Source organism: Metabacillus schmidteae (genome assembly GCF_903166545.1).
GTDB lineage: Bacteria > Bacillota > Bacilli > Bacillales > Bacillaceae > Metabacillus > Metabacillus schmidteae.
In genome coordinates, this window is record NZ_CAESCH010000001.1 from 1439528 (window position 1) to 1464517 (window position 24990).

A 24990-nucleotide genomic window follows, 5' to 3' on the forward strand; every position below is an offset into this window, starting at 1 on the left:
TCTATTGGAGGAAGATTGAATGAGTGTTGATATAAAAAATGCAATTCAAAGTGGTAAAACAGTACTTGGTATAGAACTTGGATCAACCCGAATTAAAGCCGTTCTTATTGGCGAAAATAATGCACCAATCGCATCTGGCAGCCATGATTGGGAAAATAGCTATGTAAATAATATTTGGACATATAGTTTAGAGGAAGTGTGGAAGGGTGTTCAAGACAGCTTTCAAAAGATGGCTAATGATGTGAAGGAGCGGTATGGAGTCACTTTACAAACAATTGGTGCAATTGGTTTTAGTGCGATGATGCACGGCTATATGGCTTTCGATAAAAATGAAGAACTATTAGTGCCATTCCGTACGTGGCGTAACAATATTACCGGAGATGCTTCAAAAGAATTAACAGAGTTGTTTAACTATCAAATTCCTCAACGATGGAGTATTGCTCATTTACATCAAGCGATTTTAAACAAGGAAGAACATGTTAGTGACATTCAATTTCTGACAACTTTGGCTGGTTATGTTCATTGGAAATTGACCGGACAGAAGGTTTTAGGAGTTGGAGAAGCATCAGGCGTGTTTCCGATTGATTTAAACACAAAAAACTATAATCAAACAATGATTGCTCAATTTAATGAATTGAATGCAGGTAAGAATTTACCATGGAAACTGGAAGATATTCTGCCTAACGTTTTATTAGCAGGGGAAAACGCCGGCGTACTGACAGAAGAAGGAGCGAAACTTCTGGATGTTACTGGAGAGCTGCAGGCAGGTATTCCGCTTTGTCCTCCGGAAGGTGATGCGGGAACTGGTATGGTTGCCACAAACAGTGTAGCGAAACGTACTGGAAATGTTTCAGCAGGGACATCAGCGTTTGCCATGGTTGTACTGGAAAAAGATTTGTCTAAGGTTCATTCTGAAATTGATCTTGTGACAACACCTACAGGTAATCTAGTAGCGATGGCTCACTCAAACAACTGTTCTTCTGACTTAAATGCATGGGTAGGATTATTTAGAGACTTTTTACAAGCAATGGGTATTGAGGCAGATAGCAATAAATTGTATGAAACCTTATTTAAGCAAGCCCTTCAAGGAGATCCGGATGGAGGCGGCCTATTATCTTATGGCTATCTTTCAGGTGAGCATATGACTCATTTTGAAGAAGGTCGTCCATTGTTTGTTCGTTCAACAGGAAGTCAGTTTAATCTTGCTAATTTCATGCGCGTAAATTTATTTACAGCATTCGGTGCCATGAAAATTGGTATGGATATTTTACTTAAGGAAGAGAATGTCAAATTGGATGAAGTTTTAGGTCATGGCGGTTTGTTTAAAACAGAAGGTGTAGGACAAAGTATCTTGGCAGCTGCTTTTAATGTTCCTGTTTCCGTTATGGAAACCGCAGGTGAGGGTGGAGCTTGGGGAATGGCTCTGCTTGGATCTTATATGATAAACAAAAAGGAAAATGAATCCTTGGAAGAGTTTTTAAATGATCACGTATTTGTTGGTCAAACAGTGAAGAAAGTATATCCAGATCCAAAAGATGTAGAAGGCTTTGAACAATTTATGGAACGTTATAAGGACGGGCTTGTCATCGAAAGAGCAGCAGTAGAAAACCTTCAATAAAAAATGAATATTCAGCACGACAGGAATAGCTTTTTCCTGTTGTGTTATAAAAATATTTCTACTGGCCTAATTATACACGTACTCCTAATACAGGAGTACGTATAAAAATTTTAGATAGATACAGATCTTTTTAAAAATCTTTATTGATTGTACGTACAAATTGCGATATGATTTAGTCATAGAATACAAGTTTATGCGTACAAGATAATGGTTGGTTGAAAGGAGTGCTAAACAGCTTATGTTAGAAAGTTTGAAGAAGCAAGTGTTGGAGGCAAATTTGGCTTTACCGAAGTATGGTTTGGTAACGTTTACGTGGGGAAATGTAAGCGGTTTTGATAAAGAGGAAGGGTTAGTCGTTATTAAGCCGAGTGGAGTTCCTTATGACAAGTTGGCTGTAGAAGATCTAGTTGTGCTTGATTTAGATGGGAATATTGTGGAAGGTGATTTAAACCCATCATCTGATACCCCGACACATCTAGTTCTTTATAAAAACTTTCCCGGTATTGGAGGAATTGTTCATACGCATTCTCCTTGGGCAACAAGCTGGGCGCAGGCAGGTAAACCGATTCATGCACTAGGTACAACGCAAGCGGATTATTTTTACGGTACTGTCCCTTGTACGAGAAAAATGACAGAAGAAGAGATACAAGGTGAGTACGAGTTGGAAACTGGAAATGTCATTGTTGAAACATTTAAAGATAGTGACCATTTACAGATTCCTAGTGTACTAGTTCATAGTCATGCTCCATTCAATTGGGGGAAAGACCCAAGCGAAGCCGTGCATAACGCTGTTGTCTTAGAAGAAGTGGCGAAAATGAATTTCCACACATATCAAATTAACCCGGAAATCCCGCCGATGGACCAGACATTATTAGATAAACACTATTTAAGAAAACATGGTGCAAATGCCTATTATGGACAAAAAAAATAAGCATTTCTCAATTACTATCTGAAAATAACAATCTATCATGATAAATTTAGGAGGAAGACACATGTTAAAAACTAAACCTTATGAATTTTGGTTTGTTACTGGTAGTCAAAACTTATACGGAGAAGAACCTTTACGCCAAGTGGCTGACAACTCTAAGGAAGTTGTAGAGGGATTAAATAAAGAAGGAGACCTTCCTTTTAATATCGTATTCAAATCTGTTGTTAAAACGGCAGATGAGATTAGACAATTAGCGTTAGAAGCTAATTCGAATGAAAATTGTGCGGGTATCATTACTTGGATGCACACATTCTCACCTGCAAAAATGTGGATTGCTGGACTAACAGCTCTACAAAAGCCATTGCTTCACCTTCATACTCAACATAACCGTGATATCCCATGGGATGAAATCGACATGGACTTTATGAACTTGAACCAAGCAGCACACGGTGACAGAGAGTACGGATTTATTGGAACTCGTATGGATGTATCAAGAAAAGTGATCGTTGGACATTGGCAAAATAAAGATGTAACGACAAGATTAGCTAGCTGGATGAAAACAGCTGTAGGTGTTACAGAAGGTCCAAACATTCGCGTAGCCCGTTTCGGAGATAATATGAGAAACGTTGCAGTAACAGATGGGGATAAAGTTGAAGCTCAAATTAAATTTGGCTGGACAGTTGATTATTACGGTATCGGCGATCTAGTGGAAGAAATGAGCAAAGTAACGGATGAAGACTTGGATGCACTTTATAAAGAGTATAATGAATTATACGAACTTCCGGCAGAAGCAAGTGAGCCGGGAGCAGTGAGAGATGCGATCCTTGAGCAAGGACGTATTGAGTTAGGATTAAAATCATTCCTATCTAAAGGAAATTACAGCGCATTTACAACAAACTTTGAAGATTTACATGGCATGAAGCAGCTTCCAGGACTTGCTGCACAACGTTTAATGGCAGAAGGCTATGGATTTGCGGGTGAAGGTGACTGGAGAACGGCTGCATTACTACGTCTAATGAAAATTATTTCTGGCAATAAAGGAACTTCTTTCATGGAAGATTATACGTACCACTTAGAGCCAGGTAATGAAATGATTCTTGGTTCGCACATGCTTGAAATCTGTCCGACAGTATCTGCTACTAAACCGAAAATTGTTGTTAATCCTTTAGGTATCGGTGGAAAAGAAGATCCTGCGCGTCTAGTATTTGATGGTAGAGGTGGAGATGCAGTGAATGCTTCTCTAATCGAATTAGGTGGAAGATACCGTCTTGTTATCAATGAGGTAAAAGCTGAACAACCAACGATTGATACACCAAAATTACCTGTTGCGAAAGTATTGTGGAAGCCGGAACCATCATTAAGTGAAGCGACAGAAGCGTGGATTTATGCTGGTGGTGCACACCATACGGTATTCTCTTTTGAGGTAACGACAGAGCAATTATACGACTTTGCTGATATGGCAAAAATTGAAGTCGTTGTCATCGATAAGGATACAAAAGTAAGACAATTCCGTAATGAATTAAAATGGAATGAAGCTATCTGGAGAAGATAATAGGTAAGGAGCAGAGGTTTTAGAAAATGAAACCTCTGCTTTTTTATTTTCATGAAATAATAGTTCGGTTCCCTTTTATTGTTTCTTAACAAACAATAACCTCTTAAAAAGATGAAGCAAAACTTGCTATATACGATCAAATTTTACTGTCATTTGATAATTCCTTATAATTAGCGATAAAGATAATTGTGGAAAGGGTTTTAACGAAAATGGAATGGAAACCGGATCGAACAGATAAAATGCCTATTTATAAGCAGATTGCCAACTATATTGAACAGGGAATTTCATCAGGGATTTTTCCGCCTGACAGTTTGTTACCTTCTGAACGAACTCTTGCGAAGGAATTACAGGTGAACCGCAGCACAGTAGTGGCTGCTTATGAAGAGTTACAGTCACTTGGAATAGTGAGTAGAAGAAAAGGTAGCGGAACACGTGTTAGTACAGATATTTGGGGAGTATCACACAAGCGTATTCCGAATTGGGGCAGGTATGTAGAGGATGGTTCCTTTTTGCCTAACCTTCCTGTAGTCCAACGAATCCGGATGGAAACAGAAAAAAAAGATTTGATTAATTTGGCCAGTGGTGAGCTGACAGCACAGTTATTTCCTGCGGAACAATTTCAAAAGATTTTGTCTGACCGGCCTTTTACAGGCCATCTTGGTTACGATCATCCCCAAGGAAATGCTACATTGAGGGAGACGATTGCCACACATGTAAAAGAGTATAAAAACATTGATGCTACTTCTTCTTCTATCCTCATTACATCCGGTGCCCAGCAGGCCCTTCACCTTATTGTTCAATGTCTTCTAAAGCCGGGAGATGCTGTTGCCATTGAGGATCCGTCCTATTGCTTTTCCCTCCCGATCTTTCAATCTGCCGGACTGAGGACCTTTCTCTTACCGATTGATAAGAATGGGATAAATCCTGATGATCTTGTATCTTTACATAAAAAGCATCGAATTCGAATGGTCTTTTTAAATCCTGACCATCATAATCCAACAGGAACAGTTCTTTCTCTAGAGCGTCGTAAGCGTGTGTTAGAAATGTCAGCCGAATACGGTATTCCTATCATTGAGGATGATCCGTACAGTTTAACGACTTTTGACGGTTATGTTAATCCAACGTTGAAATCAATGGATTTTAACGGAAATGTTTTGTATATTAGCTCATTATCTAAAATTGTTGCCTCAGGTTTACGAATTGGCTGGATCATTGGTCCATCAAACGTTATTGCACGTCTAGCTGACGCGAAACAACAAGTTGACTTTGGTCATAGTATTTTTCCACAATGGGTTGCCAACGAGTTTATAGGTTCAACCGAATTCGCTTCCCATATTACGATGCTCCGAAGAGAGTTAAGACGTCAAAGAGATGAGCTAACGGATAGTTTAACTACATTATTAGGTAACAAAACAGAGTTTCTAGTCCCAAAGGGAGGAATTCATATGTGGTGTAAACTAAAAGATTCAATTAGTGAATATCAACTACTCGAGGAATCGGTGAAAAGAGGCGTAGCGTTTATTCCGGGAAGTATTTTTGGAACGGAAAAAGGCTATGTTCGCTTTACGTTTGGCCGGGAGAATCAACACTCAATTCGAGAAGGAATTTCGCGGTTTGCTGAGGCGTTTAAGAGCATCCGCTAAGTTCATTAATCCTCCACCCATTCCAAATTCACCAACAGATAATTGAAGTGGATGGTATAAATATTCCATAATTGGATGGTTAACTTATAAATATCATAAGTTACTATATAAAAGAAAGATAACAGTGTTGCACATGTATTAATCTAAGAGGAGATTTGTAAATGGCATTTGCGGTAATTATTATTATTCTTTTAGCGGTATTGGCATTGATTGGAACAATATATGCGGCAAAGGATACAGAGGTTAGCTATACTAAAAATACAAAAGGTAATATTAGTAGATTAACGTCTATTTATGCCGTTGTGATTATTCTTTCAATCTTAGTTATTGGAGCTTATATATTTATTAAATAAGATGTTACAGATCTTACAATAAAAGGAAAATTGACTGTTAATAAAATTCCCCTTTGGAAGATCTTGTTTTGACTATCATCAAGGAGTTGACCAGTTGAAATGATATCCGCTTTTATCGTTTCATTTTTACTAGCAGCAATTAAAATTGTATTAACTTGTATGCCATCTGATGTTGTAGATTGGATCTTAAGAAAATTTGCACTGCATCCAACTCTAAATTCAAAAGATGTCAAAGTAACATATAACGGTAAACATCTAAAGTCTGAAGAGAAAATGAAATTTACCGATTATTTTAATGAAGCAATATTTTTGAAAAAATATTTTGTATTTCAAGGAAATGAACAGTTATTCTTACATCCAGAGACAAATGTATCCCCAATTGTTGTCGACATGAAAAAAGGGAAAAAGGCAATTACATTATTTGTTTTCTGTTATACAGACCATGTAGATGTAGTTAAACAATTTAAAAATAGAGTGGTTGCTTATCAAGTAAGATCAGATCAACTACAAACTTTATCGCCTGGGATCGGTCTCTTGAATAAGGCGGTATTTTAATAATCTTTAAGAAGATCAAAAGAATTCATGTTGAATGCTTACGAGGTTTTTATAATCAATTTTTAGTTCAAAACAATCGGTACATCACTTATTTTTGTGATGTACTTTTTTATTGTTTACCAGGAAATTATAAAACTCTTGAACTGTGGATAAGCACTTCGACAGCCAGCTCCGAAGCACAGGATGTGCAAGTGCAGTCAGTGCGACAGGACGTCGCGTATTTTGACTGCCAGCGCCTAGCCCCTCGAGGTCATAACCCACAAATGAATTGAAGACAAAGAACGTCTTCTATTCATTTGCGTCTTATTTGCCCTAGGCTGATCAAGGCGGTTGCGCTTTTGTTCTTGTGGACTCGAAAAGTGTTTTGATGAATTAAAAATATGTTATTAAAGTCAAAAATATATTGTCTATTTTTCCTTATTTCCCTATAATATTCAAAAAATACATATAAAGGAAGTATATTGAACATGGTTACAAATATATTTACAGGCACCCAAGTATTGGACGAAAATCATGTGTTAGCCGCATTAGAATCTAACTTAGCTATGATTGAATTTAATCTTGAAGGGAAGGTCATATGGGTAAATGAGAATTTCGCTCAAACTTTAGGTTATCACGTTGATGAAATGAAAAATATGCAACATAAACAATTTTGCCCTTTTGAATTACAGAACAGTAAAGAATATGCTGATCTATGGGAGAATTTAAGGAACGGAAACAAGTTTCAGGCGAAGATTCAACGAGTTGATTAAGCGGGAAATTTGCTCTGGTTAGAAGCAACGTACATTCCAGTTTTAAATGAAGCGAATGAAGTTTATGCAGTTCTAAAAATTGCTACAGATATTACAGAGAGAGAATATAAGACGATTGATATCGTTACTCAATTAAAAAACTTGTCTTTTGACTTAGGGCAAATGGTTAATAATAACTCTTTAGAGAATATAAAAGCCATTCAATCGTTGAAGGAACAGACCGATTTAATTAGTGCATTATCAAAGTCAATTAGAAGCATTTCATCCCAAACTAATATTTTGGCATTGAATGCAGCAATAGAGGCTGCGCGTGCAGGAGAACATGGACGTGGCTTTAATGTAGTTGCAACAGAAGTACGTAAATTAGCCGGCAGTGTTGATGAAACTATTAACAAAATGAATAAAAACGTAGATAACATTGTAAAAGAAGTAATGAAGGTTAGTGAAGTAACAGAAAGCTCGCAGCAAAGTGTGATTTCAACACAACATAAAATAAATACTACGATGAGTGAATTTGAGGGAATTACTAATAAGTAATAGAGTAGATTTATAGGTTATATTTCGAAATTCAACTGAATCCACGTCATTTGTACTTTGTAATAAAGTAATAAAATTATTGACAAGAAAAGGTAGTTTTGAATCCTTCGAGGATCATCTTTTTGAAAGCTCCATTGCCTTCAAGATAAGGATTGGAGCTTCTTGTCTTTTGGCTGTTTTTATAAAAGTTGTGGTTTTAAAAACATTATTTTAACCCTATAGTGGACTGCAGCGAAATGGAATGGACTAATATTTAACTTTAACTGCATCAAAAATAACAAATTATGCGAAAATAGCATATCTTTTTCCTTCATCAATAACCTACCAAATATTTTATCTTTATCGGAAAACTGAACTATTCACCATGACTTTCAACAACATGGTTTTGCAGCTTTAATTTCTTATAATGTCTCGGTGCAACTCCATAGCGACTTCGAAATTGAATAGCAAAATGATTATAGTTTTGGTACCCAACCTCGAAAGCCACCTCTGAGGCAGATCGATCAGTATGTTCAAGTAAGAGAGCTGCTTGATTTAGTCTCATTTGTTTCAGTGTATCAAGGATGGAATTTCCGACGTTTTCTTTAAACACATGTGAAAGTCGTGAAGGAGATAATCCAACATCTTTAGCCAGCTCTTTAATACTAATCGATTCTTTCATTTGTTTGGAAAGTAAATGAAGAACTTCATCGATACGTGGATCTAACGTTTGCTCTTGTCTTTGAGCAACTAATAAAAGAATTTCCTTTAAAGAAATTTCACATAATTCATACCAATATTTCTTTCTCTCTCGATAATCTTGGATAAGCTTTTCAAATGATTGGTGAATCCTGTCACGGGTATATTCGTTTTCTATTGGTAGATTGACAAGATCTTTATCTGCTAAATAATTGGTTTCAAATAGTTCTGGAGAGAAGTGTGCCCAGACAAACTGCCATGTTTTTCCCTTTCTTGTTCCATATTGATGAGGGGCCATTGACTTTAATAAAGTGACATCTCCTTGACTGCATGTAATATCTTCGTCACCGGTTTTAAAATAACCTTCACCATCAAGAGTAAAGGTGATCAACCAATCACTCATTCCTTCAGGTCTTTTCGTTTGATATGTATCTTCCACAAGAAAATGACCAGCAATTAACACATTTGCTTTAGGGTATGCAACGTAATGAGATGGTGAATCAATATCTGCCATGCTTCCGCCTCCTTCAATCTCTTTGTAAACCTTTTCTTGTCTTTAATATATCACATTGTTAATTTATGAATATAGCAGAATTATTATAGTTTTTAGTCGTTAACTACATTAAGTTAGGAAGTGGAAAAGGTTTACTGATATAATTTCATCTTGCTCCTAAAGCATAACGAATGTTTATGATCACGTATCGTTAACTAAAAGCGTACGATTTGTGGACAAGAAAAAGAAAAAGAAAAAGAAAAAGAAAAAGAAAAACTACAATAAAGCAGTGACACCGAATATGGTGACTTAGCTCGAATAGTGAAGAAGAAGTGTTAAAATACCAAGATTGATTATTTAAAAATATTTTTTAAATTTATGTGAAATATCCGCTACTCTCTAATCACTTTCCCATATATACACGGTAGAAGGAGTTTGGTAGTAGTCAACCGGAAAAAGGTGTGTAGAACTCTTTTAAGGACGTAATTGAAGTTGTTCTCATAAAAACTATTACTCTGTCATCTTTTAATTGATAATTTTAACATTTGTGTAATAATTATAAAGAGTCTGAATTTAAGAATCAGCTATCGAATTATTTTTACATCATGGAGGGGATTGTGTTGTCTAGCATCAATTCGGCAATAATTATTGGCGGTGGTATTGGAGGGCTTGTGTCTGCACTTAAACTTCACCGCGTTGGCGTATCAGTGCGTGTCTTTGAAAGTGTGGAAACAATTAAAGCGCTTGGGGTTGGAATTAATCTTCTGCCTCATGCTGTAAGAGTACTTACGGAACTTGGTTTAGCAGAGGAACTTAAAAAGACAGGAATTCCTACGGCGGAACTCATGTATGTTAATAAATTTGGTCAAGAGATTTGGCAAGAGGATAGAGGAATAAATGCAGGTTATCGTTGGCCTCAATATTCAATCCATCGTGGAAAATTGCAAATGCTATTGCTCCAAGCGGTGAAGGATACATTAGGTGAGGATGCAGTGTTCACAGGACACCATTTATCATCATTTGAACAAACAAACGACAAGGTGACAGCCTTTTTTGAAAACAAAAAGACCGGTGAACGTATTGGTTCTTATGAGGCGGATATTATGATTTCCGCAGATGGTATTCATTCAACTGTCCGGAAATTCTACTATCCGAATGAAGGTCTACCAAAGTATAGCGGTCGGATTTTATGGCGTGGAATGACAGAATCAACTTCTTTCTTAACGGGAAAATCAATGATTATGGCCGGGTATCAGGATAAAAAATTTGTGGCGTACCCTGTATGTCCCGAAACAGCAGCAAAAGGACGTTCTCTTGTGAATTGGATTGCGGAACTTGCAGTAGAGGAAATGCCATCTATAACCGATTGGAACAAAAAAATAGATAAAGAAAAATTTGCACCAGAATTTGCTAAATGGGATTTTGGCTGGCTGAATGTACCGGAGTTAATCGAAAAAACAGATGCTGTTTATGAATTTCCGATGGCAGACCGCGACCCTCTTCCACAATGGACGTTTGGAAGAGTCACTTTACTCGGAGATGCGGCACACCCAATGTATCCGATTGGATCAAACGGTGCATCACAAGCAATTCTTGATGCAGATGCATTAGGGCAGACAATTATGGAACAACCACATGCAGAACAAGCGTTGAAAGAGTATGAACAAGTAAGATTAGAGCCAACGTCCAATATTGTTTATACAAATCGGAAGAATGGTCCGGAAATTGTTATGCAGATTGTAGAAGATCGAGCACCTAATGGCTTTGATTATTTACATGATGTTATTACTAGACAAGAACTTGAGGATATCGCAAATATGTACAAGAAGGTCGCTGGTTTTGACCGGGAGACGTTAAATAGTAAATAGGAGTATGTTATGATGATCGAGCATATTGTGTTAATTAAATTTTCAGCTGAAACAACCATTGAACAAAAGGAAGAATTAATTAGGAAGACACTTCTTCTAAAAGAAGTCATTCCGGGTATAGTAGATATTCAGCAGGGGTTGAATTTTTCAAACAGAAGTAAGGGGTTTGACGTTGGATTAACGGTTCGATTTAAAGATCGAGCATCTTTAGATAACTACGGTCCACATCCAGCACATCAGAAAGTTGTCTCTTATTTGAAAGAGATTGGAGTAGAGGACAGTATATTTGTAGATTTTGAAATCTGAAGGATTTGAAGGAGAGACAAGTTGCGAAAGGTGGAAGTGTGTTCATACAATGAAAAATGGGCTCAACTGTTTAGCGAAGAATCTGAAAAACTAAAGCATATTTTCGGGAATGAAGTTGTAGATATTCATCATATTGGTAGTACGTCTGTTCCAGGGTTAAAAGCAAAACCAATAATAGATATAATGCCTGTTGTGAAAGATATAAACAATGTTGATAAATATACTATCGAGATGCAGGAAATCGGCTATGATCCTAAAGGTGAAAACGGAATTCCTGGACGGAGATATTTCCAAAAAGGCGGAGACAATCGTTCACATCACGTTCATATCTATCAGGCTGGAAGCTATGAAATAAAACGACACCTAGCTTTTCGCGATTATTTAAAGTCACATCTTTATGAAGTGGAGAATTACGGTGAATTAAAAGAGAGACTAGCTCAGCAATTTCCTTATGATATTGAATCGTATATAAATGGTAAGGATGAGTTTGTTAAAGAGATAGAACGAAAAGCACTGGAATGGACGGAATGAAGAAAGGTTGTTTTGTATAATTTGTTGTTTTTGATGCAGTTAATGTAAAAATTAGTTCGTTCCATTGCGCTCCAGACACTCGCTTTCCGCGGGGAGGAAGCTGAGCCTCCTCGGCTTCGCCTGCGGGGTCTCAGCCTTTCCTCACTTCCCGCAGGAGTCGAGTGTCTTGCGCTCCATTCCACTATAGAGGTTAAAATAGTATCTTAAAAGCAAGCAAAATTCTTTGCGAAAACAGCCTAAAGAAAAGTTGCATTTCTGTATTTTATAGAATGGACGGAAGAATAAGAAGTTAAGTATAAAATAACCAACTTTTTCTTCTATGACTTCTTTAAATGATAGTATATAAAATTATAGTTTTACAGGGACACATATTTCGCAATAATGGTTATTATTCATATCACCAATGTATCTTTCAAAAATTGGTTTGTTTTCTATTTGATATCCATTGTTTTGTAAAAACGGAAAAATAGCAGCATAAGCTTGTTGAATATCTTCTTTTGTATGTTTTACTTGAAAGACCATGTGTTGTCCGCCCGAAAGTTCACTTTTGCTGATTGAATCATCTATTTGATCTTCCTCTGAAATCACAATACAGGCGTCAAATCTACAATTTTCCGGCAGTGTTGTTTCGGGGTTATCTTGCTGCACTGCGAGTAGTATAGTAGATGAGTTAAGAAGGTTCTTTTCTCCAGCCCATATTTTTAACTTCTCCCACACTTCACTATTTCCATTCCCATAAGGTCCGACTCGTCGGATGTAAGCCACACGATAGTTTGGAAGTGTTTCAACCTTATATTTCATCATTTTTTCTTCCCTTCATGTATCATATTGGTTAGTACAGGTTGAATGTAACATGCTTTAAAATAATATTCAGTGTATTTTTTATACTTTTTGAATGTTGTTATTTCTTAGGTAATAAAATAGATAAAACAGTAAATTACTTCATACTAAGATTGCAAAAAAGCCTAAAGATTACTAGTATCTTTAGGCTTTAAATTAATTGAAATAAGTTTTATAAAGTAACATCTATTTAGGACCTATTCCTATCCAAAAAAGTTCTACTAGTGCTTGAGCTGTTTTTTCATATCCTCCTAATTCTGTTATTAATTCCGTCTTATTTCGAATCATTGTTACGTTGGAAAATGCATGTGCAAGCAGCAATGGGCTTGTTGTAACGATTTCTCCATTTTCCACTGCTTGTTTAAATATACCTTCCAGTGCTTGATGGATGTATTGTTCTGATTTACGAATTTCACTGATATGATCTTCTGAGAGCGAAGAACTCGCTTCTTGTAATAATGTTTCAAAATCAACATGAGGTCTTTTTAAATGTTCCAGCACTACTTCATATAATCTTTCCTTTAATCCTTTCGAACTTTGTAATAACTCCTCTACGCGGGTTGTAATACGTTGAAACATGCTTGATACAGCTTTAGTGAATAGTGTTGCTTTATCTTTAAAATAGTAATAAACACTGGCTTTTGTTACATTGCTGGCTTCAGCTACTTGTTGCATTGAAACACTTTCGTATCCGTATGTCAAAAATAGGTGAGCGGCTGTTGTTGAAATTCGCTCCCTAGTTATATTCATTTCAGCTTTAACTTTTGGTCTGCCAGGTGTTCTCTTAGTCATGCATGACGTTCCTCCTTCTAGTTCAAGAAATTGCCACAACTAATTTAGTTGATTAATTAACCTTCCGGTATATATAATTATCCTTAGTTCTATATTAATTTTAATGTAATTTATAAAAACAAACAAACATTGAAATGAGGGAGTTTATGTGAAAAAGTCGCCTTTAACAACATTCAGCCAATATATGACTGGGAAAGTAAGCCGTTGGATTGTCATTGCTGCCTGGATTATTGCAACGGTGGTGTTAACCATTGTCTGGCCGCCTGTGAGCGAGACAGAGGTTAATAATGCCCCAAATTTAAGTGATGATTCGCCTTCTGTAAAGGCAGACAATTTAATCAAAGAAGAATTCCCTAATTCTTCAGGAGTGCCAGCGTTACTTACATGGCATAATGAAGCAGGTTTAAATGAGGAAAATCTAAAGGCTATCCAAGATATATCAAAAGATTTATCCGATAAACCTTTAGAAGGACAATCCTCTATACCTCCTTTGCATGAGATGCCAATACCTGCCTTGCAGGAAATGATTTCAGAAGATGGCACAACACTCGTACAACCGATTTTCTTTAAAGAAAACACTGAAACTAGTATTCTAGAAAAAATTTAGATAAGATTAAAGAGCACGTAGAAGAGCAGGTTTCTTACGATTCTTTTGCAACAGCTATCAATGATCAAGATAAACTAAGCACCCGTGTGACAGGTCCGGTAGGTATTTCAGTGGATGCTACAAGCCTTTTTGAAGGGGCAGATGTGACGTTATTAATCGCAACTGTTTTATTAGTATTAATTTTACTGCTTGTCATTTACCGTTCTCCAATTTTAGCCATTATTCCTTTAATTGGTGTAGGTTTTGCCTACATGGTCCTTAGTCCAATTCTTGGTATTTTAGCAGATAAAGAGTGGATTACGGTCGATTCACAAGCAATAGCTATCATGACCGTATTATTATTTGGAGCTGGAACTGATTACTGCTTATTTTTAATTTCTCAGTACCGCGATGAACTTCGAAAAGTAAAAGATAAGAGAAAAGCATTAATTCATGCATTCCAAGAAGCTTCAGGTGCAATCGCGATGAGCGGATTAACAGTTGTTATTGCTCTGCTTGTTTTAATTGTCGCCAAATATGGAGCTTACCATCGTTTTGCTATTCCTTTTAGCTTATCTATTTTTGTAATGGGAATTGCAAGTCTAACGCTTATTCCAGCTTTACTTTCTGTTATGGGAAGAGCATCTTTTTACCCGTTCATTCCTCGTACTTCTGAAATGGAAGAAGAGTTGGCTAAAAAGAAAGGGAAGCCGGTACGTAAACGAAAGGAAAAAAGTCGTTTCGGAAATTGGGTAGGAAATATTGTTACAACGAAGCCGTGGGCAATTATTATCGCTTGTTTAGTTTTCTTTGGGGCTTTCTCAATGTACTCGAGCCAAATTAAGTATACCTACGATTTATTATCTTCTTTCCCTGAAGATATGCCATCACGGGAAGGGTTTCAGGTTATTTCTGATGCTTATTCTCCCGGTGATTTAGCACCTGTTCAAATTGTCATTGATACGGAAGGAAAAACAGTAGACTTAGAGGAAGAGTTAGAGAAACATCATCTTGTTGATACAGTATCTCCACCGCAAAATAGTGTCGATAATGAAAATTTAAAGGTATATGATGTTACGTATAATGTGAATCCATATAGCTCAGAGGCGATGGAAGCTATTCCGGAGTTAAGAGATGCAGCTGAACAGGCATTAACACAAGCAACTGTTTCTTCTGTGGAGTCAAAAGTATGGGTCGGGGGTCAAACGGCTACACAATATGACACCATGATCACGAGTAATGAAGACACTGATCTCATTGTTCCATTAATTATTGTCTTCATCTCTATTCTTCTTTTAGCTTACTTACGTTCCATTGTTGCGATGCTATATTTGGTTGGAACCGTTGTTTTGTCATATAGTGCTGCTTTGGGATTAGGATGGTTTATTATTCATAATGTAATGGGTGTAGATGCTATACAAGGCGCCATTCCTTTATATGCGTTTGTTTTCCTGGTAGCTCTTGGAGAAGATTATAATATTTTCATGATCTCAAGCATTTGGAGAAAAAGAAAATACATGCCGTTAAAACAAGCGATTAAAGAAGGGGTAAGTGAAACAAGTGGTGTGATCACATCAGCTGGTATTATTTTGGCAGCTACCTTCGCTGTTCTAGCAACATTACCAATTCAAGTTCTGGTTCAGTTCGGTATTATCACAGCTTTAGGTATCCTTTTAGATACATTTATTGTTCGTCCATTCCTTGTACCTGCCATTACTACTGTGTTAGGAAAGTTTGCTTTTTGGCCAGGTAAATTGAAAGGGATAAAAGAAAAACAGAATTAATCAAAAAAAGGATGTGCCCGAGTTTTTGCACATCCTTTATCATTTAATAATGGAAGTGAGTCTACGGATGAAAAGAAAAATAACCTACATTCTACTTGGGATTACTTTATTACTGGTAGTGTTATTTCTTGGGTTTTTCACATGGTCACAACAAACTTACAAACCCTCTTCAGAGCTTTATACACTTATAGATGAAAGTGAAATACAGTATGAGGATGATTGGATAATCTTCAATCAGCACTCAACCACTAAGTTAGGGATTGTGTTGTATCCAGGTGCAAAAGTAGAGCCCGAAGCATACAGCTACTATGGGCAACAGTTAGCGGAAAAAGGTTATTTAGTTGCCATACCAAATGTTCGTTTTAATTTTGCACTGCTTGATTCCAGCAAAGCTACTAAGATAATAGAGAGCTACCCATCAGTTGAAAAATGGATAATAGGCGGTCATTCGCTAGGAGGAGTTGCAGCGGCGAAATTTGCTTATGATCATCCTAAAAAAGTAGATGGAGTTTTTCTATTAGGATCCTATACGAGTGAAGGGAATGATTTCTCAAAAACAATGACTCCTATCCTATCGCTCTATGCAGAAAAGGACGGCTTAACCACAGTAGGTAAAATTAACGAAACAAAGGAGCTTTTGTCCAGAAATGCTACAATACATGAAATAAAAGGTGGCAATCATGCTCAATTTGGTGTTTACGGTTTTCAAAAAGGAGATAATGAGGCAGCTATCTCTGTAAAGAAGCAACAGGATGAAATGGTAAGTGTTACTTCTGAATGGATAAACGAAATTAAATAATAATGATAATCAGCAGTCAGTATCCTCCCCCATTGAGAAATGGGGTTTTTTAGCTTCTCACTAAATATAAACGTAACTATCAAAAGATGCAGTGAACTATCTTTTTTAAAAAATATTTTGTGATTTTTTTTGATTAGTGTGCGGATAAAAAGATAGTTAAAAATGTGTCATTTAAGGTTTACCCAGGTGAAATTGTCGGTCTTGCAGGACTTGTAGGTGCAGGAAGAACAGAATTAGTGAGGGCCATATTCGGTGCTTCCAATCTAAAAAGCGGAGAAATCTATGTAGATGACAAATTAGTGAAAATCAACTCACCAATTGATGCGATATCCAAAGGTATTGCACACGTACCAGAAAGTAGAAAAGAACAAGGACTATTTTTATCTATGTCTGTAAAAGAGAATATCTTAATGGCAGAACTTAAGAAACACTCAAAATCTGGAGTAGTTCGTTGGAAAGACGTTAATGCTACTGCAGATCGTTATATCAAGGAATTAAGTATTAAAATTGCTTCTCCTGATCAGTCTGTTTCCAATCTGAGTGGAGGAAATCAACAAAAAGCAGTAATTGCACCTCAGGAAAATAAGGACATTATGAAGGATTGAACAGCACTTATTTCGAGGAATAAGTGCTGTTCGTCGTCCTTAAACACAGGTTCACTTGCGGAATATGCAGCCAGAGAGTTGGCAAAGAACTCGTTAAGGCGGTATTGGTCCGCTGTGCTTAACTTTCTAATTTCTTGGATTATGTCCTTCAAAGCCATTCTTAACAACTCCATCTCTTACTTTTTTATTTATTATCAACGATTGTTCTTAATGTTCAACTATCAACAGAGTTATTTAACATAGCTTAAATTATAAATAACGTATTTATGAAGCAATAGAATTGACATACTTATTGCTACAATATATGATTGACCTATCAAATATTGATGTATCAATTATTGATGCATCAACTATATAGAAAGGGGTTATGCCGATGACTATTTGTTCCGTTCGTTTGCAGATTTTCTTGGAGCTGCAGGCTGTGAATAAGGAGCTCTGCTCAAAGTTTGAGTCATGCTTAGGAGCAAGCCCTTCTCGTGTGGAGATTCTTCATTATTTATTGCAGCATGAGGAAGTTACCCAATCAGCATTGCAAGGGGAAGTCAATATCGATGCCGCCGCTGTTACCAGACATTTAAAGCAACTTGAGGCTGCCGGTACGATTGTGCGCTATAAGAAGTCAAATGATCAGCGAGCTACATGGGTGAAGCTGGAGGAAGAAGCGAAGCGTCACATCAAGCAATCATATCAGGAAAAAAGCCAGTTCGTGAATGAGACTCTTGCTGGCTTTACAGAAGCAGAGCTAGAACAATTTTTACAAATGCTGAACAAGGTCAGGGTAAATGTGTCCAGTGTCACAAAGAATCAACTAGGAGGAGAAAACGAATGAACCAAACACCTATATATAATAAAGAAGCTTTTCTACAAATCGTAGAGGATCGTCGTGCCATCCGTACGTATGATGAAAACGTGAAAATTAGCCAGGAAGAAATGTCTGAAATACTCTCAGCAGCAACTAAGGCACCATCATCAGTCAATTTACAGCCTTGGCGTTTTGTTGTGATTAAAAGCCCTGAAGCAAAAGCAAAGCTTGCACCGCTTGCCAAATTCAATCAGCAGCAAGTGAAAACCTCTTCTGCAGTAATAGCTGTTTTTGCTGATATGAATAACCTCGACTATTTGGAAGAAATCTATGGAAAAGCGGTAGAGCATGGTCTAATGCCCCAAGAAGTAAAAGATCAGCAAGTACCCTCTATCCGTAACCTGCTTTCATCTATTACGGAACAGGCAAATAGGGAAACAATTTTAATTGATAGTGGTTTAGTATCGATGCAGCTAATGCTGACTGCAAAGGCATATGGCTACGATACATGTCCGATTGGCGGATATGAGAAAGATCAAATCGCAGAAGCATTTGATTTGGATAAGGACCGTTATGTTCCAGTCATGCTGCTTTCTATCGGTAAAGCAGTAGATACAGGCTACAAGTCCTATCGTATGCCGGTAGAACAAATTACAGAATGGAAATAAGGAGAGAGAAACTATGATTATCATCCACGCTAAAATGTCAGTTAAACCAGAGAAAAAAGAAGAATTCCTTCACGAAATTGAAGCAGTTATGGCGGGGAGCCGTGCAGAAGCTGGTAATAACAGCTACGACTTATTCCAGGATCCAAAAGATACTAACAGCTTTATTATGGTAGAAAGTTGGAAGGACATGGAGGCTGTCCAGGCCCATAATGCAAGTAGTCACTTCCAAAAATTCAGCGCAGCTGCTAAGGAGATGGTAGGTGCTCCATTGAAAGCAGATGTTTTTCAAGCCGAGAAATTAAATTAATTTAAAAAGGATGACCATGACGGTCATCCTTTCTATTTTTACACAAATGTTGCCATATGCCATACCGAAAACCTGTTACTCTCCGATATAGGCAAATGAAAATTGGATTGAAAAAATGTGTAATGACATTTGCAATGGATAATGACAACAGTCAACTAAATGTTCGCAGTTGTTTGGTCGTCTAATTCCCAAATTTATCCCCTTCTAATTAATAGTTAGTTAACGATATACAATATGTCTGGTAAAGTTTATTTGAAAGGGACGACTATCATGTTTAAACAAATTATGGGTGAATAAATAATTAAGGAAGTTACGATTACCCATCTTTTTGTTGAAGATAAGCTATTACGAAAAGGTGCTTTAATGAGAGATGGAGTTGTCGTTTGGCAGTTCCCATCTTATTGAGCTAACGGGTCAGTAGTTGAATATCAATCTTCAGCAATTGAGCGCTTTTTCTGAAGATGAATGGCGATCTTACTTTACAAAAGGGCAAAATTTCTTAAAAGAGGTGAGGGTATCATGAAAAGAAAATATCCTATTTTATTCGCAATTATATTAATTGGATTATTGTATGCGTTTAGTTCTTCGGAGGATGAGCTAACAGATGTAATTGAAACAGAAAATTCTAGTTTTATAGGAACAATCAAGGAAATTAGCGGTAACGGGGCCCTCGTTTCTGCCAAAATATATGAGGGTAACCCAGAAGGCAATGTGTTTGTTGACCTTTCTCTTAATAACACATTCAAGGTCGGGGACAAGATAAAAGTAGAATTTGATGGAAGGGTTTTAGAATCAAATCCAGCCCAAATAAATACACTTTCTGTTGAATTAATTGAGTAATAATTCTTATAGATTTTTAACCGACTTTAGATGTTACATCCCTATAGTGTTATTCAACACTATGAGAGTGGCACGTGAAAAAGAAAACTAATCTAAAAAAGGATGTGCGAAAATCTTGAAGATTTTCACACATCCTTTACTACAGTAATAATAAGGTTGAAATTTAAACGTTCGTATTTAATCTCTCTTCTAATTCAAGTTTAATCTTAGCTTCATTTTTTTCATATTTAATATATTTAAACATGATCACTGCTCCCACAATAAAGAAAATTGCCGGTAACCAAGTGAAGCAAAATTTAATGGCTGCCAATGATTGAGGCGTTTGTGTCGTATTAGCCACATAACCAGCAGCATCTAAAATTAATGATGGAATAAAGCTGCCTAATCCTGCACCTAATTTGATACAGAAGGAAATTCCAACTGCTGTTAAAAATCCACTAGCTCTTATACCATTCTTCCACTCGCCATAGTCGACTGTATCTGAAAGCATGGCAAACGGTAAAGTTACTGCAATACCCGTACCTAGTGAAGCAACGATCCATCCAATAATAATTAACGTGATGTTACTTCCGGAGAACCCGATAATAACTTGACCAATGGCAGCCAATGACAATCCAATAATTTGTGTATGCGATTTTATAAAGCGTTTAACTAGAAAAGAAAGTATTGTTATCGAAACCATTTGAACAACCACAAGACCATTTAAAATAGCGGCCAAATTCTTATAACCCAAATTATACTCGCTATAATAAATCACTGTCGACGCTCTGGCTGTGTTTCCTAACCAATAAAAGATAAATACTAAAACTAATGTAATCCATGGCCAATTTCCTTTAACAGCACGGAAACTTTCACGAATCGAAATTGATTTCTTAGATTGTGTAGTACCAATTTCTCTTGTTCCGCTAAAAGCGAAAAGAAGAAGCAGAACAGCTACAACTGCAAAAATACCTACTGTTACACTAAATCCTAATTCATCGTTACCTCGTCCAAAGAAGGCAACCAAAGGAAGGGTAAACGAAGCCGTAATAACATACCCAATCATTCCTCCGTTACTTCTCCAAGAATTTAAGCGAACTCGTTCATTTGAATCATAAGTCAAATTCGGAAGTGCCGATGACATGGAAGCACTGATACCTGTGTAAACAACACCAGCTAATATATATGTGATTAATGCATAAATTGTTTTTCCATTTGTTGATAGATCTGGAACTAGAAAAGCCAGGAAAACGAAAACTCCAAACGGTACGGAGAGCCATAACCAGTAAGGACGACTTTGTCCCCATCTAGTACGCGTATGATCAATAACAATTCCCCAAATTGGAGCATCTAAAGCATCGACAATTCGAGCTACAAGTAAAATCATCCCTGCTGCTGCTACAGAAATTCCTAATACATCTGTATAAAAATACATGATATAGCTCGTTAAGGTACAGTAGAGTAAATTCCCTGCTGTATCGGTACTAGCGAAAGCCAATATTCGCTTTAATGATAATTTCGACTGTTTTGATTCGCCATTATGCATGGCTTCAAGTTCTTTATGTGCCATCGCCATTTTTTATCCAACCTCCTGCTCGTTTTTAACTAATTGAAAGCGTCCGTCTGCATAAAGAATTTCACTTACTAATTCTCCATTTTTTGAAATAAAGTGTGAATCTACATCATAAAAATGATATTCCGTTGGGTATGGAGCATAACTATGAATTAAAAGTCCCTGTTCTGTATGTTCAATACAGCCGTTTATTACTTTTATTTGATTGTTTTCTACATACAAAAATGTTTTTTGACCAAATCCGTCTAGATATGCGGCAAGTTCCTCTCCCATATCCCAGTCAGAAGTTTCCTCTTCTTTGTTAAACAACTTCGAAAAGATTCCGCCATCTCTATAAAATGTTGATTGTCCAAACCGATTTCTTGATAAATCAGGACGATTCACATTTGGCCCGGCAACACTATAGGTAGATGCTGCTTCACCGGTCGTTAATCTCTTGTCAGTAGCCTTTGCGTCCGTATCATAACAATATAAAATTCCGACCGTAGCTCGATAAGCAGCCTTTAAATAACGTGGATCATGTAATTTTTCATAGACCTTCAGAGTGGCAGCTGCCGTTAAACCACCCCATAAAGAGTGAATCATATAAGAAAGTGCTTCCCACCAGCGATCAGGATTTTGAGCTCTAAAATCATTAGAAAAACCTATGTTGGCTATCAATAATTCTCCGTATTTTTTAGCAGCTTCAATATGGCCGGAACTTGCTAATGCACCTGCTGCAGGACCAAATCCAGCGTTATCATAAAAATGTTCAGTTACCGCTGCTTTAAAAGAATTACTTTCATTTGCTACATTGGTAGCAATATCAGACCATAAAGCATTGATTTCATCATATTTATCCGTTAATCCTCGTCTCTTTAATTCATCTAACAAGCCATTAATATATAAGAAGAATGTCCCCAACATCTGAGCTTCTTCTTTTCCTCTTTCCGTGTGATGTAAGTCAGGGTTTACGCGTAATGTAAATACATCTGCGGCCCACTCTAAATAAGTATCAGGGCTGTTATACTTTAAAATACTTTGATCAAACTGTGACAACAAATAAAAAACATGACCTATATATTCAAAATCCATGCACCGGTAGAAATCGCCGTAAAGGAAGGCTGGCTTTGTAAAATCTCCATTAATAAACCATTTAGGTCGAATATAGTTCACACAACTTTCTTCTACCTTTTGCACCTCAGATTGATCAGTGGTACCTAATAAATTCTTCTTCAAGACAAAGCTTAGTTTTCCTAGAGACTCTCCTTGATTCGAAATAGGGGTATAGGAAAATGGAGTTTCTCCATCAGGTCCGCTATAGAGAACATTGCTGACATATTTTGCTCTATTGGCGATGATGTTTTGAATTGGTTTCATCACATTCACAATAACGCTATCCATTTTGCCATTATCTAGCTCAATAGAAACTTTAAGCTCACTAGGTTCCTCAAATAGTAAAGTCGCTTGATAACCGCTTTCATTTTTATGAATAGTTGACATGATATTTTGTACCTTTACCACATCGTTTTCACTTTTATACTCTACATAAGCATCCTTTAAAGATCGATTGGAAGGTAGACTAAAAGAGAAATCATATGGTTGGTTTGTAATGGCAAGAGGTTCAAAGTTATAGACAGGATGTCCATGCTTCTTACCAACCTCATAGAAATCCTCTTGATCATCAAATGCTTCCAGTACAAATTGCCAGTCTTTCGTTTCATTTGCTTTCATTGAAAAGCCGTCTTTACAATAGATCCAATCAGAATTAGTAAAGTCTTCAGGATACCCGCCTGCAAATACCAGTTGATGGAATAAAATGCCGTCTAATGAAGGAGAAGCATTTTCAAAAAAAAGATTTTTATATTCACAGTAGGTTCCTACTGAATTTGTTTCTCCATTTAGCTGGTAGATTCCAAGATGTGGTGCAGTATTACTTCGTCGTACACATGCTAACTTAGTAAAACTTTTTGAAATAGAAGGAAAAACGGCTGTTGAGTGCCTTGTTTGCATATTTAAATCATTCATGCGATACATGACATAAGCAAATGAGGACCAAACACTAAAATCTGAAATATAGACTTCACTACTTGTTCGATTGACTAATTGAATCGTCCAGCGTAAAGAGTCTTCTGATTTGCTCAAGTCATAATGAAACATGACCGCTACTTCATCAAAATCATATGTGACTGTTGTCAGTCCAGCAGATTCGCTTAATTTTCCTTGGGTTTCATGATTTGTATACTTTTTATCGTTTATGGTGATGGAAAAATTCCCGAATAATTTATCTTTATCATCATAATGTACGATTTCTAGATAGTTCTCATCCACGACCCAATTCATCTTGTATGGATCATTTTTTAAGATTAATTTTGATACATTTCCATTTGGGCAGAACTCAATCATATAGTTTTGATTTTCCATCTCGCAACTCCTTTTTAAAAATGTTTGAATTGAAAATCGCGTAAAATTAAGGAAGTAAGCGTTTCATGTAAACGTTCGACTTAATTATAGCAAAGGGGAAAATAAATTAAATAAACGATTACAATGAGTTTTGATACTTTTTCACTTTTGATGGTATAATTATCTTACAATGGGAACTTATACTAAGGAGAGTACAATCAGTGAATGATCAATTAGTAATATCTATTGCTATTCCACCATTTCCTATATTTATTGAAGGGAACTTGACTGAGTATGGAGTAGGTGCTTGGCATCCTGACAGAAGAAACCTGGAATATTTTGATTTGATCTTTGTTAAAGAAGGAGCTTTATATTTAGGAGAAGAAGGTGTGGATTATACCATTCGAAAAAATGAAATGTTGGTTTTATTACCGAACAAGCACCACTATCCATTAAAAGCAACAGATGAAATAACTAAATTTTATTGGATTCACTTTTATACCACTGGCCATTACGTACAAAGTCATCAAGCCAAACAACTGGAGTCAAATATCCCAATTCCTTCGCTTCATTTTCATAATAAATTCCATACCATTCATCTATCTAAAAAATCTCAGCTTATTGATACGGATGAAATCTATCAGAAAATACAAGAGTTACTAGCTGGAACGACAAAAAAGGATACAAATATATCTTTTTGGGATTTACAGCAACGTTTTTTTTCTCTCATAAATCTCTTAGATGGACAACAACACGCAAAAGATTCGAGCGTATTAATTGCCGAGAAAGTCGAACAATTTATTCGTGAACATTTTCAAGAAGATATTACAAATGACACGTTAGTTACTAAATTCAATCTACATGAAAACACACTTGCCAAATATTTGAAGCAGTATTACGGATATACCCCTATGGAATATTTAAAGGAATATAGGTTAGAACATGCCAGGAATCTTCTAATTAAAACGGATTATCCTGTAGAACAAATAGCGGAACTATGCGGGTATAAATGGGGACCTTATTTTTCAAGATCATTTAAACAAAGATATAATATTTCGCCACTTAAATATCGAAAAAATCATATAGGGAAAGAGTAAGGATTATTTCAGAGCTTTAATTGAAACACCTTGGTGAACACGAAAATATCAGTATGAAATTCAATAACATTCTAATATTATTGGGCGTAATACTTTACAATCCCATCTGTTATACTATTAAA

General features: G+C 36.5%; 21 protein-coding genes and 3 pseudogenes. 18 read left to right on the forward strand and 6 right to left on the reverse strand.

Annotation, left to right across the window (positions count from 1 at the left end; translation table 11 throughout):
• The first annotated feature begins 19 nt into the window (after nucleotides 1-19).
• The 7 genes and pseudogenes from HWV59_RS06920 to HWV59_RS27510 all read left to right on the forward strand — a co-directional run bounded on the left by HWV59_RS06920 (nucleotide 20) and on the right by HWV59_RS27510 (nucleotide 7938).
• Nucleotides 20-1618: a xylulokinase gene (locus HWV59_RS06920; protein WP_175638408.1), complete on the forward strand. Its 1599-nt coding sequence runs from the start codon at nucleotides 20-22 to the stop codon at nucleotides 1616-1618.
• A gap of 238 nt (nucleotides 1619-1856) precedes the next feature.
• Complete coding sequence (gene araD, locus HWV59_RS06925) at nucleotides 1857-2549, forward strand: L-ribulose-5-phosphate 4-epimerase (protein WP_175638409.1); 693 nt, start codon at nucleotides 1857-1859, stop codon at nucleotides 2547-2549.
• A 61-nt stretch (nucleotides 2550-2610) separates the two neighbouring features.
• Complete coding sequence (araA, locus tag HWV59_RS06930) at nucleotides 2611-4098, forward strand: L-arabinose isomerase (RefSeq protein WP_175638410.1); 1488 nt, start codon at nucleotides 2611-2613, stop codon at nucleotides 4096-4098.
• Between the two features lie 209 nt (nucleotides 4099-4307).
• Nucleotides 4308-5741 (forward strand): MocR-like pyridoxine biosynthesis transcription factor PdxR, encoded by a 1434-nt coding sequence (pdxR, locus tag HWV59_RS06935; RefSeq protein ID WP_175638411.1) that lies wholly within the window; start codon nucleotides 4308-4310, stop codon nucleotides 5739-5741.
• A gap of 161 nt (nucleotides 5742-5902) precedes the next feature.
• Entirely contained in the window at nucleotides 5903-6094 is a 192-nt protein-coding gene (locus HWV59_RS06940; protein ID WP_102232557.1) for a hypothetical protein, read from the forward strand.
• Nucleotides 6095-6193: 99 nt separating this feature from the next.
• A complete protein-coding gene (locus HWV59_RS06945; RefSeq protein ID WP_175638412.1) occupies nucleotides 6194-6649 on the forward strand; it encodes a YfmQ family protein in 456 nt (151 codons plus the stop codon).
• Nucleotides 6650-7116: 467 nt separating this feature from the next.
• A pseudogene (locus tag HWV59_RS27510) lies at nucleotides 7117-7938 on the forward strand (methyl-accepting chemotaxis protein).
• A 355-nt stretch (nucleotides 7939-8293) separates the two neighbouring features.
• Here HWV59_RS27510 and HWV59_RS06955 read toward each other — a convergent pair.
• Nucleotides 8294-9130 carry a helix-turn-helix domain-containing protein gene (locus HWV59_RS06955; protein WP_175638413.1) on the reverse strand — a complete coding sequence of 279 codons (837 nt, stop codon included), beginning with the start codon at nucleotides 9128-9130 and terminating at the stop codon, nucleotides 8294-8296.
• A gap of 599 nt (nucleotides 9131-9729) precedes the next feature.
• Between HWV59_RS06955 and HWV59_RS06960 the strand changes: the two genes are divergently transcribed.
• The 3 genes from HWV59_RS06960 to HWV59_RS06970 are packed head-to-tail and all read left to right on the forward strand — an operon-like array spanning nucleotide 9730 to nucleotide 11814.
• Nucleotides 9730-10977, forward strand: a complete 1248-nt coding sequence (locus HWV59_RS06960; RefSeq protein ID WP_217708445.1) for a flavin-dependent oxidoreductase — start codon at nucleotides 9730-9732, stop codon at nucleotides 10975-10977.
• Nucleotides 10978-10989: 12 nt separating this feature from the next.
• Nucleotides 10990-11283, forward strand: a complete 294-nt coding sequence (locus HWV59_RS06965) for a Dabb family protein (protein WP_175638414.1) — start codon at nucleotides 10990-10992, stop codon at nucleotides 11281-11283.
• 21 nt (nucleotides 11284-11304) lie between these two features.
• Entirely contained in the window at nucleotides 11305-11814 is a 510-nt protein-coding gene (locus tag HWV59_RS06970; protein WP_175638415.1) for a GrpB family protein, read from the forward strand.
• 348 nt (nucleotides 11815-12162) lie between these two features.
• On the opposite strand, the gene HWV59_RS06975 is transcribed toward HWV59_RS06970, so the two are convergent.
• Together HWV59_RS06975 and HWV59_RS06980 are read right to left on the reverse strand one after the other, a co-directional pair.
• Nucleotides 12163-12615 (reverse strand): AraC family transcriptional regulator, encoded by a 453-nt coding sequence (locus HWV59_RS06975; RefSeq protein ID WP_102232563.1) that lies wholly within the window; start codon nucleotides 12613-12615, stop codon nucleotides 12163-12165.
• Nucleotides 12616-12840: 225 nt separating this feature from the next.
• Nucleotides 12841-13446 carry a TetR/AcrR family transcriptional regulator gene (locus tag HWV59_RS06980; protein ID WP_175638416.1) on the reverse strand — a complete coding sequence of 202 codons (606 nt, stop codon included), beginning with the start codon at nucleotides 13444-13446 and terminating at the stop codon, nucleotides 12841-12843.
• 148 nt (nucleotides 13447-13594) lie between these two features.
• Here HWV59_RS06980 and HWV59_RS06985 point away from each other — a divergent pair.
• The 3 genes and pseudogenes from HWV59_RS06985 to HWV59_RS06995 all read left to right on the forward strand — a co-directional run bounded on the left by HWV59_RS06985 (nucleotide 13595) and on the right by HWV59_RS06995 (nucleotide 17220).
• A pseudogene (locus HWV59_RS06985) lies at nucleotides 13595-15816 on the forward strand (MMPL family transporter).
• A gap of 67 nt (nucleotides 15817-15883) precedes the next feature.
• Nucleotides 15884-16615, forward strand: coding sequence for an alpha/beta fold hydrolase (locus HWV59_RS06990; protein WP_175638417.1), 732 nt, complete (start codon nucleotides 15884-15886; stop codon nucleotides 16613-16615).
• A 164-nt stretch (nucleotides 16616-16779) separates the two neighbouring features.
• Entirely contained in the window at nucleotides 16780-17220 is a 441-nt protein-coding gene (locus HWV59_RS06995) for an ATP-binding cassette domain-containing protein (RefSeq protein WP_235991679.1), read from the forward strand.
• Nucleotides 17221-17255: 35 nt separating this feature from the next.
• Here the strand turns inward: HWV59_RS06995 and HWV59_RS07000 are convergent.
• Nucleotides 17256-17378, reverse strand: a pseudogene (locus tag HWV59_RS07000) (IS1595 family transposase); the annotation flags it as partial.
• 209 nt (nucleotides 17379-17587) lie between these two features.
• Between HWV59_RS07000 and HWV59_RS07005 the strand changes: the two are divergent.
• The 4 genes from HWV59_RS07005 to HWV59_RS07020 all read left to right on the forward strand — a co-directional run bounded on the left by HWV59_RS07005 (nucleotide 17588) and on the right by HWV59_RS07020 (nucleotide 19837).
• Nucleotides 17588-18049 (forward strand): MarR family winged helix-turn-helix transcriptional regulator, encoded by a 462-nt coding sequence (locus tag HWV59_RS07005; RefSeq protein WP_217708447.1) that lies wholly within the window; start codon nucleotides 17588-17590, stop codon nucleotides 18047-18049.
• Nucleotides 18046-18690, forward strand: a complete 645-nt coding sequence (locus HWV59_RS07010) for a nitroreductase family protein (protein WP_175638419.1) — start codon at nucleotides 18046-18048, stop codon at nucleotides 18688-18690. Before HWV59_RS07005 ends, HWV59_RS07010 begins: the two co-directional genes overlap by 4 nt.
• A gap of 13 nt (nucleotides 18691-18703) precedes the next feature.
• The gene (locus HWV59_RS07015) at nucleotides 18704-18997 is read left to right on the forward strand and encodes a putative quinol monooxygenase (protein WP_175638420.1); all 294 of its coding nucleotides are present in this window, start codon (nucleotides 18704-18706) and stop codon (nucleotides 18995-18997) included.
• Between the two features lie 519 nt (nucleotides 18998-19516).
• On the forward strand, nucleotides 19517-19837 hold the full coding sequence (locus tag HWV59_RS07020; RefSeq protein WP_175638421.1) for a DUF3221 domain-containing protein: 321 nt from the start codon (nucleotides 19517-19519) through the stop codon (nucleotides 19835-19837).
• 163 nt (nucleotides 19838-20000) lie between these two features.
• Here HWV59_RS07020 and HWV59_RS07025 read toward each other — a convergent pair whose 3' ends face one another.
• Both HWV59_RS07025 and HWV59_RS07030 read right to left on the reverse strand, forming a co-directional pair.
• Complete coding sequence (locus tag HWV59_RS07025) at nucleotides 20001-21392, reverse strand: MFS transporter (protein WP_217708449.1); 1392 nt, start codon at nucleotides 21390-21392, stop codon at nucleotides 20001-20003.
• A gap of 3 nt (nucleotides 21393-21395) precedes the next feature.
• Complete coding sequence (locus HWV59_RS07030) at nucleotides 21396-23792, reverse strand: hypothetical protein (protein WP_175638422.1); 2397 nt, start codon at nucleotides 23790-23792, stop codon at nucleotides 21396-21398.
• Between the two features lie 200 nt (nucleotides 23793-23992).
• Between HWV59_RS07030 and HWV59_RS07035 the strand changes: the two genes are divergently transcribed.
• Nucleotides 23993-24868: a helix-turn-helix transcriptional regulator gene (locus HWV59_RS07035; protein WP_102232571.1), complete on the forward strand. Its 876-nt coding sequence runs from the start codon at nucleotides 23993-23995 to the stop codon at nucleotides 24866-24868.
• The last annotated feature ends 122 nt before the right edge of the window (nucleotides 24869-24990 follow it).